Below are 17,631 nucleotides of genomic sequence, written 5' to 3' on the forward strand. Positions count from 1 at the left end.
CGTCGCGGCGCGTTCCGACGCGGCGCGTTCCGACGCGGCGCGTTCCGACGCGGCGCGTTCCGACGCGGCGCGTTCCGACGCGGCGCGTTCCGACGCGGCGCGTTCCGACGCGGCACCTCCGGTCCTGCCATATCCAAACGTGACGCGCTCGGCGCGGTCATCGCGCGCCGGATCGGCCTCGGCCGGGCCGTGCCCGCGCGGTTCCGGCCGGGGCCGCTCGCGCTCGGCCGGGGCGGGCAGGCCGAGCAGGAGGCGCAGGACCGGCAGTACGGCGTCGGCACGCCCGGTGTCCGGTTCGGCCGCGAAGCCGGGTGCCACGGCTCCGTGGGCCGCCCGGCCGGCCTTGTCTCCGGAACCGCGCCGGACCAGTTCGCCGAGCGTTCTGCGCACCCCCGGCTGATATGCCGCGAACGTGCGGCGCAACAGCGGCAGTACGTCCGTGAACGCCTCCGCCGACACCCCCGTCAGCCAGCCGTCCACCAGCCCGAGCAGCCGCTCGTCGTGCACCAGCAACAGCCCGCCCCCGCCACCAACGAACCCCTCGATCCAGGCGGCCGCGTCGGCCGGCGGCGTCCCCGGCGACAGCGCGAGCCCCATCAGCCGCGCCGCCTCCTCGTGCCGCAACTCCCCGTCGTCCAGCAGCAGTCGCACCGCGCGCCCCCGGAGCACTCCGGGCACGGTGTCCCGCAGCGACAATGTCCGCAGCACGGCCCGCCAGCGGTCCCTCAGCTCGCCACGCGTATCGACGAGGGCACCGGCACCCGGGTCACTCGCGGAGCCGCGGGCAGTCGTGCCGCCTCGGGCGACACGGGTGGGCGCAGCGACCCCCGTACCGATGACGGCCCCCTCCGCGGCACCTACACCCGCGCCGACGCCGGCACCAGCACCGGCCGCCGTCTCCGTCAGCAACCCCACCGCCGTGTGCACGGCGTCCACATGACCGCGCATCTCCTCGGCGGCGTCCGCGTCGAGGGCCGCGCACGCCGGGGGCAGACCGACGAAGATGCGGTCGGCGACACCCGCGGCGACACCGGCCAGCGCGCCGGTGTCGGTGCCACGCACGTCGCCGTAGCGCAGGGAGCGGACCAGTGCGGGCAGGGCCTGGGCGAGACGGCCGACGTCCGCGTCGAGCGCGGCCCGGTCGGCGAGCACCCGCATGACCACGGGCAGGGCGTCCGGCAGACCGGCGAGCAGGCACTGCTCGGCGAGCGCGGTGACGTCGGCGAGGGTACGCGCGGCCGTCGCCTCCGCCTCGGCCTTGGCCTGAGCCGCGGCCAGCACGGTCGTCCCCCACACGCCCGCCTCGGCGACCCGCACCGACAACTCCGGCTCCCAGCGCACTCGCCACGTCTCCCGGAAGGTGCCCGTGCTCCCCCGTGACCGCGCGGGCTCGCCCCAGCCGACGCCGAGCAGTCGCAGCCGGTGCAGCAGCCTGCTGCGGCCGGCGTCGGTGTCACCCCGCAGGTCCAGCTCCAGTTCGCGCTCCGACGCCTCCGGCCTGAGCCGCAGCGAACGCTGCTGTCGGGCCAGGTCGCGCTGGAGCGGCACCGCCGGGGCCGACTCCGGAACCTCGCCGAGGACGTCCCCGACGACCAGCCGGTCGTGGACCAGCGCCAGCGGTACGTCCGAGCCGTCGCCCATCACCGCGCGCACGGCGTCGGTGGTCTCGCTCAGCCCGGGCAGCGGGCGGCCGCGCAGCGCGGCCAGGGTCTCGGCGAGCCGGACCGCCTCGATGACGTGGGCGGAGGAAACGATCCGGTCCTCCTCGCGCAGCAGCCGCGCCACTTTGGTCAGCCACCGCTCGACCGGCCGGTCGGGGGCGTGGAACAGATGGCCGTACCAGCCCGGCGAGTCGATGCCCGCGCCGTACCCGCTGGAGCGGGCGAGCCGGCGGTGTGTCCAGGGCACCCAGGTCAGGTCGGCCTTGACCTTGGGCAGCCCCTTCAGCAGGGCCCGGTCGGCGGCGACGGTGGTCTTCTCACGCAGCGCGGGCACGTGCCAGGCCCCGCAGACGACGGCCATCTCGTCGCCGAACTCCCTGCGTGCCGCGCGCATCCGGAGCCGCATGTGCGCCTCGCGGACGAGGTCGCGGGTGTGTCCGCCGGCGCCGTACCGCTCGCGGAGCGCGCCCATGGCCTCCTCCAGCGCGGCGAACGGAGCGAAGGGGTCCCGCTCCCCCGGACCCCGGTGCTCGACGACGTCCTCCCACCAGCGTTCGGGATCGTCGTGTCCCGCGGCCTCGGCGAGCGCGGCGAGCGGGTCGACGCGGACCTGGTCCCCGGTGTCCCCCGGGTGTTCGGTCTCCCCCGTGTCTTCGGCGTCCGGCGGGTGGGCGGGGATCTGCTCGGCGCCCGGTCCGCCGTGCGCTCGGGGCCCGCTGGATCCCGGCTCCCTCTCCTTCTCCTTCTCCTGCTCCCTCTCCCTCTCCCTCTCCTTCTCCCTGTCCCAGGCGAGCGTGTGCGCGGCCGGCAGGTCGATGAAGTGCGCCGGGACGTCCTGCTCCAGGGCCCAGCGGATGGCCACCCATTCGGGGCTGAAATCGGCGAACGGCCAGAAGGCCGAGCGCCCTGGCTCGTCCACGGCATGGGCGAGCAGGGCGACAGGGGGCCGCAGGTCGGGGTCGGCGGCCAGCGGGATCAGCGGGTCGGCCTCGGGCGGGCCCTCGATCAGGACGGCGACGGGCCGGGCGGCGTCCAGGGCGGCGCGCACCGCGCGTGCGGAGCCGGGCCCGTGGTGCCGCACACCCAGAAGGAGCGGTCCGGAGCCGTGCGCCTTGGGCCAGCGGGTGTCGTCGGTCATGCGCTCACCTCCCGGCACGCGCGGTAGAAGTCCGTCCAGCCCTCGCGCTCGCGGACGACGGTCTCCAGGTACTCCTGCCAGACGACCCGGTCGGCCGCCGGGTCGCGCACGACGGCGCCGAGGATGCCGGCGGCGACGTCCGCCGGGCGAAGCACGCCGTCGCCGAAGTGCGCCGACAGAGCGAGGCCGTTGGTGACGACGGAGATCGCCTCGGCCGTGGACAGCGTGCCGCTGGGCGACTTCAGCTTGGTGCGGCCGTCGGCGGTGACGCCGTCGCGCAGCTCGCGGAAGACGGTCACGACCCGGCGGATCTCCTCGATGCCGTCGGGCGCGGCCGGCAGGTCGAGGGAGCGGCCGATCTGCTCGACCCTGCGGGTGACGATGTCGACCTCGGCGTCCGCGCTCTCCGGCAGTGGCAGTACCACGGTGTTGAAGCGACGGCGCAGCGCGCTGGAGAGGTCGTTGACCCCTCTGTCCCGGTCGTTGGCGGTGGCGATGAGGTTGAATCCGCGGACCGCCTGGACCTCCTGGCCCAACTCCGGGACGGGCAGGGTCTTCTCGGACAGGATCGTGATCAGCGTGTCCTGCACGTCGGCCGGGATGCGGGTCAGCTCCTCCACGCGGGCCGTCATGCCCTCGGCCATGGCGCGCATGACGGGGCTGGGCACGAGCGCCTCGCGGCTCGGTCCGTGCGCGAGCAGCTGCGCGTAGTTCCAGCCGTACCGGATCGCCTCCTCCGGGGTGCCGGCCGTGCCCTGCACCAGCAGGGTGGAGTCGCCGCTGACCGCCGCCGCCAAGTGCTCCGACACCCAGGTCTTGGCGGTTCCGGGCACGCCGAGCAGAAGCAGGGCGCGGTCGGTGGCGAGTGTGGTGACGGCGACCTCGACGATCCTGCGCGGGCCGACGTACTTGGGCGTGATCACCGTGCCGTCCGGCAGGGTGCCGCCGAGCAGATACGTCGCCACCGCCCACGGCGACAGCTTCCAGCGGGCCGGGCGCGGGCGGTCGTCCTGCGCGGCGAGTGCGGAGAGTTCGGCGGCGAAGGCGTGCTCGGCGTGCGGTCGGAGCGCCTGTGCGCTCTCGGCGTGGCTGGGTTCGGCGACGGTCGGTCGCGCAGGCGCTGACGTGGCAGACATGGCAGACGTGGCAGACATGGCGGACATGGCTGAGGCCCCCTCCAGCTCGGCCGGTTCGGTTCTGGCATCCACCGTGCACCACGCCACTGACAATCACTCTGACCTGCACAAACGCCCGCTCCGGACCGATTGTCAGTGGCGGGACCTACCGTCGGAGGCATGACTGAGCAGGGGGTGCGCTGGACCGTGGAACAGGTGCTGTCACTGGCGCCTGACGCCGCGTCACGCACAGCGGGAGGCAAGCTCGGCGCGGCGGGTCCGTGGTCCGAGGCGGGGAGCGGAGAGGGGACGGTGTGGGGGCTGTGCAAGGGCAGTGGCAGCAGGCCGTACCAGACGGTGGTCGATCTCGCCGACGCGGCCGGACCGGCGTACAAGTGCAGTTGTCCGAGCCGTAAGTTCCCGTGCAAGCACGCGCTCGGACTGCTTCTGCTGTGGGCGGGCGGCGACGGCTCGGTGCCGGCCTCCGCCGAGCCGCCGAGCTGGGCCGGGCAGTGGCTCGCGGGCAGACGCAGGCGGGCCGAGAGCGAACCGCCCCGAAGTGAAGGGGGTTCGGGGGCAGGCTCCGCCGATCCCGAGGCGGCGCGGCGGCGGGCCGAGCGCCGGGCCGAGCGGGTCACGGGGGGCACCACGGAACTGGAGCAGCGCCTCGCGGACCTGCTGCGCGGCGGCCTGGCCGTGGCCGAGCAGGCGGGGTACGGCCTGTGGGACGAGACGGCGGCCCGCATGGTCGACGCCCAGGCGCCCGGCCTCGCCGCGCGCGTGAGGGACTTGGGGTCGATACCGGCCTCCGGGGCGGGCTGGCCGGCCCGGCTGCTGGAGGAGTGCGCGCTGCTGCACCTGCTCGACCAGGGCTGGCTGCGCCGCGACGAGCTGCCGGACGCCCTCGCGGCCACGGTCCGGTCCCGGCTGGGCCTGCCCGCTTCGGCCGACGGTCCGCCGGTGCGCGACCGCTGGCTGGTCCTCGCCCAGTACGACACGGTGGACCCGAAGCTGACGACCCGGCGGATGTGGCTGCACGGCGCGGCATCGGGCCGCACCGGGCTGCTGCTGTCCTACGGCGCGGCCGGCCGGGCGCCGGAGCTGTCGCTGCCGGTCGGGCTGGCCCTGGACGCGGAGCTGTCCGCCTATCCGGGGGCCGGTCGGTCCCGGTCCGCCCTGGGCGAGGTGTTCTCCCCGCCCGCACCGGCCGCGTTCCGCCCACCGGGCACGACGACGTCCGAGGCGACGGCCCGGTACGGCGAGGCGCTGCGCGACGACCCCTGGCTGGAGTCGGTCCCGGTCACGCTGGACAGGGTGATGCCCGTCCCCGACGGCGACCTGTGGCAGCTGGCCGACGCCGACACGGACTCCGCCCTGCCGCTGACCCCGGCGGCCCGCTCCCGGCCCGGCCTGTGGCGCCTGGTCGCCCTCTCCGGCGGCGCCCCGGTCCAGGTGTTCGGCGAGTGCGGCCACCACGGCTTCACCCCGCTCACGGCCTGGGCGGAGGGCACGGGCGAGGCGGTCGCCCTGTGCTGACCGGACCACTGGGACAACGCCCGCACCACGGGGGTACCGCACGACGGCGCCCCTCGGACACTGGAACGGAAGGGAACGCGATGAACGGGACGCCGGCCGGCCGGGACACGGTGCTCACCGCAGGCTCCTGGGAGGACCTGGTCACCGCCGCTCTCCTCGGCACCGACCGGCGCCCCGGGGCGTACGGCGGATCCGGCCGGCAGGCCCCGCTGGCGCTGCTCGACGCGGCCGCCGTGGCGACGGTACGGCGGCGGGCGGGGCTGCGGCCCGCGCGTGCGGCGCGGCGGCCCGAACCGGCGCCGGGAGATCCGCGCCCGGCCCTGCCCGCCGCGGCGGCCCGCAGACTCGCCACCCTGCTGGCCGACCGCTCCGCCGGAGGCGCCGGTGGCCGCCGGGGCAGCTCACCGGACCTCATGGAACTGCTCCCTCAGTGGCTCGCGGCGGCCAACGCACACGGGTACGCGGCGCCCCCGCAGGCGCTTCCCGCCCTGCTGGACGCGGCCCGGGGCCGTACGGACCTGCGCCCGGCGGCGCTGGCGTTCGCGGGCCCGCGGGCGCTGTGGCTGGCCCGGCTGAACGCGGACTGGCGCTTCGCCCTGCGCGCGGACCCCGGTGGGGGCGCCGCGCTGCCCGGCCCCGGGGACACGGAGGCGGTGCGCCGGCTGTGGCAGGAGGGGCTGTTCGCGGAACGGGTGGCTCTGCTGGGCGCACTGCGCGCCGGTACGCCCGCGCTCGCGCGCGACTTGCTCACGTCGACGTGGGCGACGGAGCGGGCCGAGGACCGGCTGATGTTCCTCGACTCGCTGCGCACGGGTCTGTCCGCGGCGGACGAGCCGTTCTTGGAGCAGGCGCTCGGCGATCGCAGCCGCAACGTCCGGGCGACGGCGGCGGAACTGCTGGCGTCGCTGCCCGCCTCGGCGCTCGCCGGACGCATGGCCGTACGGGCAGCGGCATGTGTGGCCCTCGATCGTACGGGGAACTCGCCCGCGATCACGGTGGAGGCGCCGCATGCGTGCGACTCCGGTATGGAACGGGACGGTGTGGTGGGCACGCCGCCCGCCGGCAGAGGGGAACGGTCGTGGTGGCTCGGGCAGTTGGTGGAGGCCGCCCCGCTCGGCACCTGGCCCGGACGGCTCGGCGGGCGGACGCCGCGGGAGATCGTGGCGCTGCCGGTGACGGACGGCTGGCAGGGCGAACTGCACGCGGCCTGGTGCCGGGCCGCGGCCCGGCAGAGGGACGCCGAGTGGTCGAGGGCGCTGCTCGGCTCACCGTCGGCGCCGGAGGCCGGCGGCCCGGGCGCGGTGTCGCTGGCGGAGCGGGCGAAGCTGCTGGCCGCCCTGGAGCCGGCGGAGCGGGGCGCGTGGGTGGCCGGATTCATCGCGACACACGGCTTGTCGGAGGCGTTCCAGCTGCTCGGCGTGTGCGCCGTGCCCTGGGCCGCGCCACTGGGCCGGGCGGTCGTGGACGCGCTCAACATCGCCCGGGACGCGGGCAGTTACCCCTGGAGCTTCAGCGGGGTGATGGGCCTGGCCGAACGCTGCCTGGACCCTGCGGAGGCCGGCCGGCTGGAGGCGCTGCTGGCGATACCGGACGAACGGGAGGATGCCGCGCCGGGGGCCGGAGGCTACTGGGCGGAGGCGTTCCAGCGACTGGTGACCACGCTGCGGCTCAGGGCGGAGATGGCCCGGGAATTGATCCCGGACCACCCCGCGCCCACCGAACCGTCGGCTCAGCCGCCGGAGGCGGCCGCCTGACGTACGTTCTGCCGCACCCACTCCACGATCGACGCGGTCGTCGCGCCCGGAGTGAAGATCTCCGCGACACCCTTCTCCTTCAGCGGCGGGATGTCCTCGTCCGGGATGATGCCGCCGCCGAACACGAGGATGTCCGCGGCGTCGCGCTCCTTGAGCAGGTCGATCACCGCGGCGAACAGCGTGTTGTGCGCGCCGGACAGGATGGACAGGCCGATCGCGTCGGCGTCCTCCTGGATGGCGGTGTCGACGATCTGCTCCGGCGTCTGGTGGAGACCGGTGTAGATGACCTCCATGCCGGCGTCGCGCAGGGCACGCGCGATGACCTTGGCCCCACGATCATGGCCGTCGAGCCCCGGTTTGGCGACCACCACGCGGATCGGACCGGCTGCCACACCCATCACTGCCTCCATCAAACGAACACGGAAGCGATCGCCTCCGTTCGTAACGACAAGTACCGCACCTTTGGCGCGTTCCGCCACCGTCGCGAAGTGAACGAACGTTATCTCCAGCATCCCGCAACCGGCAGTTTTACGGTGCGCGGCGAGGGGGAAATCACATGGTGGGACATGAGGGCACACGGGGGATAGAGCCGTCTTCCGGCGTGCCGACAGGAGGTCGGCCCATGAAGGTCACCGGGGTACTGCCGCTCTTCCTCCCGCTCTGCCGCCGTCTGTGGCCCAGCGGACTCGCCGGAATCTCCGTGGCCCTGCTCAAGGCGACCGCCCTCGAGGCCGCGATCCTGGCCGGGCACCTCCTGCTGTATCCGACCGGGCTCATCCAGGAACGCCGCTCCCCCGTCCTGCCCGCCCAGGACGGCACCGCCCAGCTGCCCGTGCGGTCCGGTCCGCCGGTGGTGCTGCTGCACGGTTTCATCGACAACCGCTCGGTGTTCGTCCTGCTGCGCCGCAACCTGGCCCAGCACGGCGGGCAGCGCGTCGTATCGCTCAACTACTCGCCGCTGACCTGCGACATCCGTGCGGCCGCCGAACTGCTCGGCCGGCACATAGAGGAGATCTGCGAACGCACCGGCAGCGACCGGGTCGACATCGTGGGGCACAGCCTCGGGGGCCTGATCGCCCGCTATTACACACAGTGCCTGGGCGGTGACCTGCGGGTGCGCACGCTCGTCACCCTGGGCACACCGCATGCGGGGACCATCGCGGCACCGCTGGCCAACGCCCATCCGATCGTGCGCCAGATGCGGCCCGGTTCGCAGGTCATCGAGGAGCTGGCCCGGCCCGCCCCCGGCTGCCGTACGCGGTTCGTCAGCTTCTGGAGCGATCTGGACTCCGTGATGGTGCCGCTGGAGACGGCCCGCCTGGACCACCCCGACCTCGACGTACAGAACGTACAGGTAACCGGCATCGGGCATCTCGCCCTGCCCGTACACCCCGCCGTCGCGGCCGGTATACGCGAGGTTCTCGACACCGCGCCCGCCGGGGACCGGGCCACCGGCGGTCTGACGGTGGCGTGACATTCGGGTGACGAAGAGTCACCACACGTCGAACACCAATCGAACTCTCGGCCAAGCTCGTGTCCCGCGTCCCCCGAAACACCGCCGATTGCCCATTTCCCGCCAACGCGAAACCGGCCGAAGATTGTCGCGCCCAGGTACCGGCGGGTACAGTCGCCGCACTGCTCTGGCAGCCCCTGTTGTCGAGGCGAAAGAGAAGTTGGTGAACGACCGTCACCCGTCGGGGACCATGACCACCCCGGCCCCGGCTTCCGACGCCTCCCCCACGCACTACGCGCCGTACGGGACCCAGGAAGCCGTCTACGGCGACCTCACCATGTACGGCGACTACGGCGCCACCGGATTTCCGGACGGCAGCGGCGGCACCGGCTCCTTCACCGCCGACCCGCTCTTCGGCAGCCTGCCCGGCGGGCAGAGCACCGGTTCCTACGACAGCACGCAGTGGCAGACCGGCCAGACCCCGCACTACGACCCGTACGGAGCCCAAGACCACACCGTCTACGACACCGGCGCCTATGGCACCGCGGCCTGGGCGGTCCCCGCCCAGGCGAGGGGCAACGACATCAGCGGCCAGTGGGACGCGAGTGCCTGGCTGGAGCCCGGCCAGTCCGCCGCCGGGCCGACCCAGCAGTGGGAATGGGGCGCCCAGTCCTTCGAGACGGGCACGTACGACGCCACGCAGTGGAACTCCGCCGGTCAGGCCGGGCCGGTGGATCCCGAGCAGGGTGCGGAACCGCTCGACCAGCAGGCCACCGCCGTCTTCGACGAGGTCGGCGACCCGCGGGCGACCACCGCCTTCCCGCAGGGGCCGTACGGGCACCAGGCGGCGTACGAGGACGAGGCGCCGTACGCGGACACCGCTGTCGCCGGCGGGCACCCCGCGGACGACGAGTCGGGCACCACGGGCGACCTGCCCGTCGTGCCGGATCTGCCGGACGGCCAGGAAGAAATCGGTCCGGCGCCGGCGACACGCGCCCGCTCACGCACCGCCGCGCGTTCCCGCCGCCGTACGCCCGCCAAGCGCTCCGCACTGCTGACCGTCGCCGTGCCGTCGGCCTGCGTGATGGGGGTCGCCGGGATCGCCGCGGCCTCGGTCGGCGCGCTGACCGACGACGGCAAGGACACCACCGCCTCCGCCTCGGACGCGCACGCGGTCAAGCCGTCGGTCGCCAACAGCAAGCTGGACAGCCAGCTCAAGACCCTCTCCGCCGGCGCCGACGACTTCGCCGACCGGGCGAGCCGGACGCAGGAGCGGATCGACCTCAAGAACCAGCAGGAGCAGGAGAAGAAGAAGGCGGCCGCGGAAGCCGCGCTCAAGGAGCGGCTGCGCCCCAAGTTCGTGCTCCCGGTCACACAGAAGGGGCTCAGCGCCTACTTCGGCCAGGCCGGTGTGAACTGGATGTCCGTGCACACGGGCATCGACTTCCCGGTCTCCTACGGCACCACGGTGATGGCCGCGACCGACGGCGTCGTCTCCACCAAGTGGAACAGCGCCTACGGCAACATGATGATCGTGACGGCGAAGGACGGCACGGAGACCTGGTACTGCCATCTGTCGAGCTACCGCGTCGCCTCCGGTACGAGCGTCAAGGCCGGCCAGCCGATCGCCTACTCCGGCAACTCCGGAAACTCCACCGGTCCGCACCTGCACTTCGAGGTACGGCCCGCGGGCGGGGCGGCCATAGACCCGCTGCCGTGGCTGCGGAGCCACGGGCTGGACCCGACCTGAGCATCCGGTGGGCCCTCGCGGTGCGGCGAGGGCCCTTGGACCTACAGCTTCTCCACCGGCGCGTACCGCAGCAGCAGGCGCTTCGGCTTGCCGTCGCCGAAGTCGATCGTCGCCTGGGCCTTGTCGTCCACGCCCGCCACCGCCACGACCGTGCCGAGCCCGAACTGGTCGTGGGTGACCCGGTCGCCGACCGCGAGGGACACCGTCGGCTTGTCGGAGACCCGCCGCGTGGCGAACCCGGTGGCGCCCGCCGCCGAGGACCGTGACCGGGACGACGACAGCGAGGCCGCGATCCCGGAGACCGGGCCGGAGGACACCGGCGCCGCCGCTCCCGTCCGCTTCCACTCCACATGCGCGGGTGGGATCTCCTCCAGGAAGCGGGAGGGCGGGTTGTACGACGGCTGGCCCCAGGCGCTGCGCAGCGCCGACCGCGTGAGATACAGCCGCTCCCGCGCGCGCGTGATGCCGACGTACGCCAGGCGCCGCTCCTCCTCCAGCTCCTTGGTCTGGCCGAGGGCGCGCATGTGCGGGAACACGCCGTCCTCCATGCCGGTGAGGAAGACGACCGGGAACTCCAGGCCCTTGGCGGTGTGCAGGGTCATCAGGGTGATGACGCCGTCGCCCTCCTCCTCGTCCGGGATCTGGTCGGAGTCGGCGACCAGGGCGACCTGTTCCAGGAAGTCGGCCAGTCCCGCCGACTCGCCCTCCCCGCGCTCCTGCTCGAACTCCAGGGCGACCGCCGCGAGTTCCTGGAGGTTCTCGATGCGGGTCTCGTCCTGCGGGTCGGTGGAGGACTGCAACTCCGCCAGGTAGCCGGTGCGTTCGAGCACCGCCTCCAGGACGGTCGCCGGCCCGGCGCCGGACTCGACGATCGTGCGCAGATCCTCCATCAGGGTGTTGAACCGCTTGACCGCGTTGGTGGAGCGCGCGGCCATGCCGTACGCCTCGTCCACGCGCCCCAGCGCCTGCGGGAAGCTGATCCTCTCGCGTTGGGCGAGGGCGTCGATCATCGCCTCCGCGCGCTCGCCGATGCCCCGCTTGGGCACGTTGAGGATGCGGCGCAGCGGCACCGAGTCCTCGGGGTTGGCGAGGACGCGCAGGTAGGCGAGGACGTCCCGGACCTCCTTGCGCTCGTAGAAGCGGACACCGCCGACGACCTTGTAGGGCAGGCCGACGCGGATGAAGACCTCTTCGAAGACACGGGACTGCGCGTTGGTGCGGTAGAAGACGGCGACATCGCCGGCCTTGGCCTCGCCCGCGTCGACCAGGCGGTCTATCTCGTCGGCGACGAACTGCGCCTCGTCGTGCTCGGTGTCGGCCACATAGCCGGTGATCTGCGCGCCCGCGCCCGCGTTGGTCCACAGGTTCTTCGGGCGGCGGGACTCGTTGCGCTCGATGACCGCGTTGGCCGCGCTCAGGATGGTCTGCGTGGAGCGGTAGTTCTGCTCCAGCAGGATCGTCGTCGCGTTCGGGTAGTCCTCCTCGAACTGGAGGATGTTGCGGATCGTCGCACCCCGGAAGGCGTAGATCGACTGGTCCGCGTCACCGACGACGCACAGCTCGGCGGGCGGGACGTCGTGCTCGCTCGGCGGGGTGTCCTCGTCGTGCCCGCCGGTGCCGACGAGTTCGCGGACGAGCGCGTACTGGGCGTGGTTGGTGTCCTGGTACTCGTCGACCAGGACGTGCCGGAAGCGGCGGCGGTAGTGCTCTGCGACGTCCGGGAAGGCGCGCAGCAGGTTGACCGTCGTCATGATCAGGTCGTCGAAGTCGAGGGCGTTCGCCTCGCGCAGCCGTGACTGGTACAGGGCGTAGGCCTGGGCGAGGGTCTTCTCGAAGCCGTCGGTGGCCTGGGCGGCGAAGTCCTCCTCGTCGATCAGCTCGTTCTTCAGGTTGCTGATCTTGGCGCTGAAGGACTTGGGCGGGAAGCGCTTGGGGTCGAGGTCCAGGTCGCGGCAGACCAGGGCCATCAGGCGCTTGCTGTCGGCGGCGTCGTAGATGGAGAACGACGACGTGAAGCCGAGCTTCTTGCTCTCCCGGCGCAGGATGCGTACGCACGCGCTGTGGAAGGTCATCACCCACATCGCGTTGGCGCGCGGGCCGACGAGCTGCTCCACGCGCTCCTTCATCTCGCCCGCGGCCTTGTTGGTGAAGGTGATCGCGAGGATCTGGCCCGGGAGCACATTCCGCTCGGCGAGCAGGTGGGCGATGCGGTGGGTGAGCACGCGGGTCTTGCCGGAGCCGGCGCCGGCGACGATGAGCAGCGGGGAGCCGGCGTGCACGACCGCGGCGCGCTGGTTGTCGTTCAGCCCCTGCAGGAGGGCCGCCGCGTCGATCACGGGGCGGGGGGCGCCGTCGCGGTAATAACCTCCCCCGCTCTCGACTGCGCTCGAACGGGGAGACCCCCATCGGTCCGGCGGCACGTCGAACTTCCCGCCGAACAGATCGTCCGGAACGGGCTCCGGAGCGTGATCGTCCTCGGGCGGCGGCGGGGGCTCCTCCTCATGCCCGCGAGGGGGCTGGAGGTCCGCCAGGAAGCTGTCGTCAAAGAGGCTGCTCATCGCTCTACGAGTCTAGGGCGCCCCACCGACAACCGGTCGCCGTCCCCGGAACATGGCCGATCCGGAAGAGGGTTGATCTTCACCGGGCACCGGATCGCCGGCCGCTCACGCAGCGGAACCCACCCGCTGACACCCCTGCTCACGCATCGGAACCACCCGATGACTCAGGCGCGAAACCGGGCTCAGGTCACGAAAATGTATCGGACATATCACGCACCAACCTTCACAGGAGTCACACGAGTTGGCTAGCGTGCGTTCGGGCCGTACGACCCCTACCGGCGAACCTCGCCGGACCGCGCGGCCCCCGCCGAGTCCGGCGCGTCCCCAAGGGCGCCCGGAGCCGGGGACCCACCGATCCCGGGGTGAATCGGCCGACTCCCGCCCGGGACGACGCCGTAGGGCAACCCTTCCGAACCGCCGCCCGAACCCGACAGCTAACCCGGTAGGCGGCCCATTGGAAGGAGTCGCCTCCCTTGGCGTCGCACCGCAAGCCGCGCCCCGGCGGGACCACCGGAGCGGGTCTCCGCACCCCCGCCCTCGCCACCGCCGCCCTCACCTCCATGGCCGTGTTCTCGCAGACTGCCGAGGCCGCCACCAGAACCGATCACACCAAGCCGAGCCTGGAGGAGGTCGAGAAGAAGGTCGACGACCTCTACCGCCAGGCGGAGTCGGCGACCGAGAAGTACGACGCGGCCAAGGAGCGGGCCGGCAAACAGCGCGGACGCGTCGACGCCCTGCGCGACGAGGTCGCCCGGCGCACCGCACGCCTCAACAAGGCCCGCGAGGAGATGGGCTCCTTCGCCGCGGCGCAGTACCGCACCGGCGCCGCCGCCCCCGACACGGCCACCTTCCTGCTGGCGGACGACCCGCAGGACTACTTCGACCAGAGCCAGCTGATGAACCGGCTGACCTCGCGGGAGAAGAGCGCGGTCGACGACTACATCGGCGAGCAGTCCGCGACCGTGAAGAAGCGGCGGGAGGCCGCGGAGAGCCTGCAGTCGCTGACCGACTCACAGCACGACCTGCAGACCGCGAAGGCCACCGTCCAGAAGAAACTGGCATCCGCGCGCCAGCTGCTGTCGCAGCTCACGGCCCAGGAGAAGGCGCGGCTGGCCGCCATCGAGCGGGAGCAGCAGCAGGAGGCGGCGCGCAGGGCGGCCGAGCTGGCGAAGCAGCAGGCAGCGCGGCAGCAGGCCGGCTCTTCCTCGTCGTCCTCGTCCGCGGGCCCCGGGTCCGGATCCGGATCGACGGGGTCCGGCTCGGCCGGGTCCACGGCATCGGGCTCGTACGACACGAAGGCCGGGAAGGCGATCGCCTTCGCCCGGGCGCAGATCGGCAAACCGTATGTGTGGGGCGCCACCGGCCCGGACTCCTACGACTGCTCGGGCCTCACCCAGGCCGCCTGGAAGGCCGCCGGCGTCACGCTTCCGCGCACCACGTACGACCAGGTCGACGCGGGCACCACGGTCTCCCTGGCCGACGCCCGGCCCGGCGACCTGATCTTCTTCTACGGCGACATCAGCCACGTCGGCGTCTACATAGGCAACGGCATGATGATCCACGCCCCGAAGCCGGGCGCGTACGTCCGCGAGGAGTCGATCTACTACGGCGGAGAGTCCATCATCCACAGCGTGGTCCGCCCGGGCTGACCGCCCCGGGGCACCGACGCGCCCGTCCCGTGCCGCGCTCCACGCGTGCGTGCGGAGTGGGCGGACCGGATGACGGCCACGCACGCGTACCGGCGTTTTCCGTCGCACGCGTGCGTGCCCTTCCCGGCCGGGGACCGTGCGACTCCCTAGCATCGGGCGCATGCCCGGCATCTCAGGTCTGCGCGCGTGGTGGGCGGAGCGGCCTCCCGCGGCCGGGGCCGCCGTGATGGCGACCGGCATCCTGTCGGTGGGACTGCATCTGGCCGGCGCCGAGACGGTCTCCCGACTGGCGCTGGCGATGACCTGTGTCGCCTGGGCCGCGCTGGCCGCCGACTTCGTCCTGCGGTTGCTCGGCGACCGGCAGCGGTGGATGGCCGAGGCGGGACGTCCCGGCGCGCTCACCGCCGTCGCCGCGACCACGGTGCTCGGCACCCGGTTCTCGGCGCTGGGCGGGCAGCCCCTGGCCGAGGCGCTGCTGGCGCTCGCGGCGCTGCTGTGGCCGGCGCTGCTGCTCCTGGTCGTACGACACTGGGGGCGACGCATGCCCGGCACAGTGTTCCTGTGTTGTGTGGCCACACAGGGGCTCGTGGTGCTGGCCGCCACCCTGGCCGCGGCCGAGCACACCGCGTGGCTCGCGCACACCGCACTGGTGCTGTTCTGGCTCGGTCTGGTGCTCTACGGCCTCGCACTGGCCCGTTTCGACATGCGGCAGGTGCTGGAGGGGGCGGGCGACCAGTGGATCGCGGGCGGGGCGCTCGCGATCTCGGCGCTGGCCGGGTCGCGGCTGCTCATCGCGGGGGACGGCGGTCTGTATCTGTGGGACGGCGACGACCGGGGCGCGCTGCGCACGGTGACGGTCATGCTGCTCGTCCTGGACCTGGCCTGGTACCTCGCGCTGCTGGTGGCCGAGGTGGCGCGGCCTCGGCGCGGCTACGACGTGCGGCGCTGGTCGACCGTGTTCCCGATGGGGATGACGGCGGCGGGAATGCTGTCCGTCGCGACCGCCCTCGGCGTCCCGTGGCTCAGCCGGCCGGGGCAGGTGCTGCTGTGGGTGGCGGTGGCGGTGTGGCTCGTGGTCGCCGCCGGTGCGGTGCTCGCGGCCCGCGCCGGCGGCAGGGACGCGTGACCGTCAGGTCCACAGCACGGCGATGAAGATGTTCGTCATGGTCAGCAGGCCGACCACCCCGAAAGCACCCTTGTCGATCTTCTCCTCGTCACGCTTCACATAGACGAGTCCGAGGATCACGATCAGCAGTGCCAGCTTGACGCCGATCTTGAGGGTGTTGATGTGGTGATTGTCGGCCTGGTTGAGCCCGACCAGGGCCACGCCGGTGACCAGCATGGTCAGCGCGCCGTGCAGCATCCCGGGCACGAACCGGGCCGTGCCCTGGCCCATCGCCTTCATCTGGGTGAGGAAACCGCCGAGCAGCGCGGCGATGCCGATGATGTGCAGGCCGACGAAGAGATGGATGAGTACGTCCATGGGGCCGGAGCCTAACCAGGGGCGGGTGGACCGCCTGTCACCGGGCCCCGCCACAGCGCTCCACGATCTCGTCCGGCGATCTTGCATATATGCGCGCCATAGCACTCCGCATCTCCCGCCGTCCCACTTTCCATGCTTCGGTCACTACGCTCCGTGAAGACGACGACTCCAGAACGGTGATGCGGTCACATGGGGTCACCTTTCGGTCGGTCCAGGCCAGTTCCGTACACCGCGTTACCTGGTCGTCACAACCCGGCCTAGCGTCCTCCCCCAGGTGACCGGCTCCCCACCGCCGCCCGGGCCAGGGGCGGCAGTCGGCCACCACCGCCGAGAAGGGTCCGGCGGTGGCCCGCTTCCCCTGTGCGGGCCACCGCCGGACGTGACGACCGGACCACTCCCGGACCGGCCGGTCGGCCCCCGGTCGGACGAGTCGTACGGAAGGACGTGACGGTCCAGGTGGCAGTGCACCGCAAGCCCCGGCAACGCTCGATGGGCGGCCATACGGCACGGACGGCCGCCACCCTCGCCCTGGCGGGCGCGGCCACCGCGACGGGGTTCGACGGAACGGGACACGCCGAGCCACAGCTGACGCCGGCACAGGTGAAGGCCAAGGTGGACAAGCTGTACCAGGAGGCCGAGGCCGCGACGGAGAAGTACGACGGCGCCAAGGAGCAGGCGGACACCGCGCAGCGACGGCTGAACGCGCTGCGGGACGAGACCGCCCGGAAGCAGGAGGGCCTCAACGCCGCCCGGAACGCGCTCGGTTCGTTCGCGGCGGCACAGTACCGGGACGGCTCCATCGCCCCGGCCTGGCAGCTGGCCCTGTCCAGCCACCCCGACCAGTACCTGGACGACGCCGCGTTCGCGGAGCGGGCCGGCGACCGGCAGGCCGCCGCCGTCTCTCAGGTACGCGAACAGCTGCGGGAGATCGAGCAGTTGCGCGGCGCCGCCCGCATCGAGCTCACCTCGCTGCGGTCACGGCAGGCCGAGCTGCGACAGCAGAAGAAGACCATCGCCGGCCAACTGACCGAGGCCCGGCGGCTGCTGGCACAGCTCACTCCGCGGCAACGGACCGAGGTCACCGGTGAGGACGGCGGCGCGCCGGGTCGTGCCTCCCGGTCGGCCTCGGACACCCGCGGCCCCCTGGAGCAGGCCGGGGCGGTCACGGCCCCCAACGCGCGGGCCGCGGCGGCCGTCTCCTACGCCTACGCCAAGCTCGGCAGCCCCTATGTGTGGGGCGCGACCGGCCCGAACGCCTTCGACTGCTCGGGACTGGTCCAGGCCGCCTACCGCTCCGCCGGTATCTCCCTGCCCCGCACCACCTACGCCCAGATCGACGCGGGTCGGCGCGTCTCGCGCTCCGAACTCCAGCCCGGGGACCTGGTGTTCTTCTACTCCGGGATCAGCCACGTCGGCATCTACGTGGGTGGCGGACAGATGATCCATGCCCCGAACCCCTCGGCGCCGGTCCGCCTGGCCCCGGTCGACCTGATGCCGTTCGCCGGGGCGACGAGGGTGGCGTAAGGGCGGGGCC

12 protein-coding genes and 1 riboswitch are annotated in these 17,631 nt (G+C 72.9%); of the genes, 7 read left to right on the forward strand and 5 right to left on the reverse strand.

The window, feature by feature from the left end:
• Positions 1–2,799: DUF5682 family protein (locus AB0L59_RS06835; protein ID WP_365580145.1), on the reverse strand; the 2,799-nt coding region annotated here is incomplete at its 3' end.
• Positions 2,796–3,935 carry an AAA family ATPase gene (locus AB0L59_RS06840; RefSeq protein WP_365580148.1) on the reverse strand — a complete coding sequence of 380 codons (1,140 nt, stop codon included), beginning with the start codon at positions 3,933–3,935 and terminating at the stop codon, positions 2,796–2,798. The genes AB0L59_RS06840 and AB0L59_RS06835, both read right to left, overlap by 4 nt.
• A gap of 159 nt (positions 3,936–4,094) precedes the next feature.
• Between AB0L59_RS06840 and AB0L59_RS06845 the strand changes: the two genes are divergently transcribed.
• Together AB0L59_RS06845 and AB0L59_RS06850 are read left to right on the forward strand one after the other, a co-directional pair.
• The gene (locus AB0L59_RS06845; RefSeq protein ID WP_365580151.1) at positions 4,095–5,450 is read left to right on the forward strand and encodes an SWIM zinc finger family protein; all 1,356 of its coding nucleotides are present in this window, start codon (positions 4,095–4,097) and stop codon (positions 5,448–5,450) included.
• An 80-nt stretch (positions 5,451–5,530) separates the two neighbouring features.
• Complete coding sequence (locus AB0L59_RS06850; protein ID WP_365580153.1) at positions 5,531–7,204, forward strand: DUF5691 domain-containing protein; 1,674 nt, start codon at positions 5,531–5,533, stop codon at positions 7,202–7,204.
• Here the strand turns inward: AB0L59_RS06850 and AB0L59_RS06855 are convergent.
• Positions 7,180–7,602 carry a cobalamin B12-binding domain-containing protein gene (locus AB0L59_RS06855; protein WP_365580954.1) on the reverse strand — a complete coding sequence of 141 codons (423 nt, stop codon included), beginning with the start codon at positions 7,600–7,602 and terminating at the stop codon, positions 7,180–7,182. The two genes, AB0L59_RS06850 and AB0L59_RS06855, sit on opposite strands and share 25 nt — an antisense overlap.
• 224 nt (positions 7,603–7,826) lie before the next feature.
• Between AB0L59_RS06855 and AB0L59_RS06860 the strand changes: the two genes are divergently transcribed.
• Both AB0L59_RS06860 and AB0L59_RS06865 read left to right on the forward strand, forming a co-directional pair.
• Positions 7,827–8,678 carry an alpha/beta fold hydrolase gene (locus AB0L59_RS06860; RefSeq protein WP_365580156.1) on the forward strand — a complete coding sequence of 284 codons (852 nt, stop codon included), beginning with the start codon at positions 7,827–7,829 and terminating at the stop codon, positions 8,676–8,678.
• Between the two features lie 202 nt (positions 8,679–8,880).
• Positions 8,881–10,407 carry a M23 family metallopeptidase gene (locus AB0L59_RS06865; RefSeq protein ID WP_365580159.1) on the forward strand — a complete coding sequence of 509 codons (1,527 nt, stop codon included), beginning with the start codon at positions 8,881–8,883 and terminating at the stop codon, positions 10,405–10,407.
• 41 nt (positions 10,408–10,448) lie between these two features.
• Here the strand turns inward: AB0L59_RS06865 and pcrA are convergent, their stop codons facing one another.
• Positions 10,449–12,965 carry a DNA helicase PcrA gene (pcrA, locus tag AB0L59_RS06870; RefSeq protein ID WP_365580161.1) on the reverse strand — a complete coding sequence of 839 codons (2,517 nt, stop codon included), beginning with the start codon at positions 12,963–12,965 and terminating at the stop codon, positions 10,449–10,451.
• Between the two features lie 321 nt (positions 12,966–13,286).
• A riboswitch (cyclic di-AMP (ydaO/yuaA leader) is annotated at positions 13,287–13,431 on the forward strand.
• 7 nt (positions 13,432–13,438) lie between these two features.
• Between pcrA and AB0L59_RS06875 the strand changes: the two genes are divergently transcribed.
• Positions 13,439–14,614, forward strand: a complete 1,176-nt coding sequence (locus tag AB0L59_RS06875) for an NlpC/P60 family protein (protein ID WP_365580163.1) — start codon at positions 13,439–13,441, stop codon at positions 14,612–14,614.
• A 160-nt stretch (positions 14,615–14,774) separates the two neighbouring features.
• A complete protein-coding gene (locus AB0L59_RS06880) occupies positions 14,775–15,740 on the forward strand; it encodes a tellurite resistance/C4-dicarboxylate transporter family protein (protein WP_365580165.1) in 966 nt (321 codons plus the stop codon).
• A gap of 3 nt (positions 15,741–15,743) precedes the next feature.
• Here the strand turns inward: AB0L59_RS06880 and AB0L59_RS06885 are convergent, their stop codons facing one another.
• On the reverse strand, positions 15,744–16,097 hold the full coding sequence (locus AB0L59_RS06885) for a hypothetical protein (protein ID WP_365580167.1): 354 nt from the start codon (positions 16,095–16,097) through the stop codon (positions 15,744–15,746).
• 456 nt (positions 16,098–16,553) lie between these two features.
• Between AB0L59_RS06885 and AB0L59_RS06890 the strand changes: the two genes are divergently transcribed.
• Positions 16,554–17,621: an NlpC/P60 family protein gene (locus tag AB0L59_RS06890; protein ID WP_365580955.1), complete on the forward strand. Its 1,068-nt coding sequence runs from the start codon at positions 16,554–16,556 to the stop codon at positions 17,619–17,621.
• Positions 17,622–17,631 lie beyond the last annotated feature (10 nt).

Source organism: Streptomyces sp. NPDC052109 (assembly GCF_040680195.1).
Classification (GTDB): Bacteria; Actinomycetota; Actinomycetes; order Streptomycetales; family Streptomycetaceae; genus Streptomyces.

Coding starts and splice junctions, on each gene's coding strand:
- AB0L59_RS06840 (WP_365580148.1), bottom strand. CDS start 3,935: ATGTCTGCCACGTCAGCGCCTGCGCGACCGACCGTCGCCGAACCCAGC.
- AB0L59_RS06880 (WP_365580165.1), top strand. CDS start 14,775: ATGCCCGGCATCTCAGGTCTGCGCGCGTGGTGGGCGGAGCGGCCTCCC.
- AB0L59_RS06855 (WP_365580954.1), bottom strand. CDS start 7,602: ATGGGTGTGGCAGCCGGTCCGATCCGCGTGGTGGTCGCCAAACCGGGG.
- AB0L59_RS06885 (WP_365580167.1), bottom strand. CDS start 16,097: ATGGACGTACTCATCCATCTCTTCGTCGGCCTGCACATCATCGGCATC.
- AB0L59_RS06845 (WP_365580151.1), top strand. CDS start 4,095: ATGACTGAGCAGGGGGTGCGCTGGACCGTGGAACAGGTGCTGTCACTG.
- pcrA (WP_365580161.1), bottom strand. CDS start 12,965: ATGAGCAGCCTCTTTGACGACAGCTTCCTGGCGGACCTCCAGCCCCCT.
- AB0L59_RS06860 (WP_365580156.1), top strand. CDS start 7,827: ATGAAGGTCACCGGGGTACTGCCGCTCTTCCTCCCGCTCTGCCGCCGT.
- AB0L59_RS06850 (WP_365580153.1), top strand. CDS start 5,531: ATGAACGGGACGCCGGCCGGCCGGGACACGGTGCTCACCGCAGGCTCC.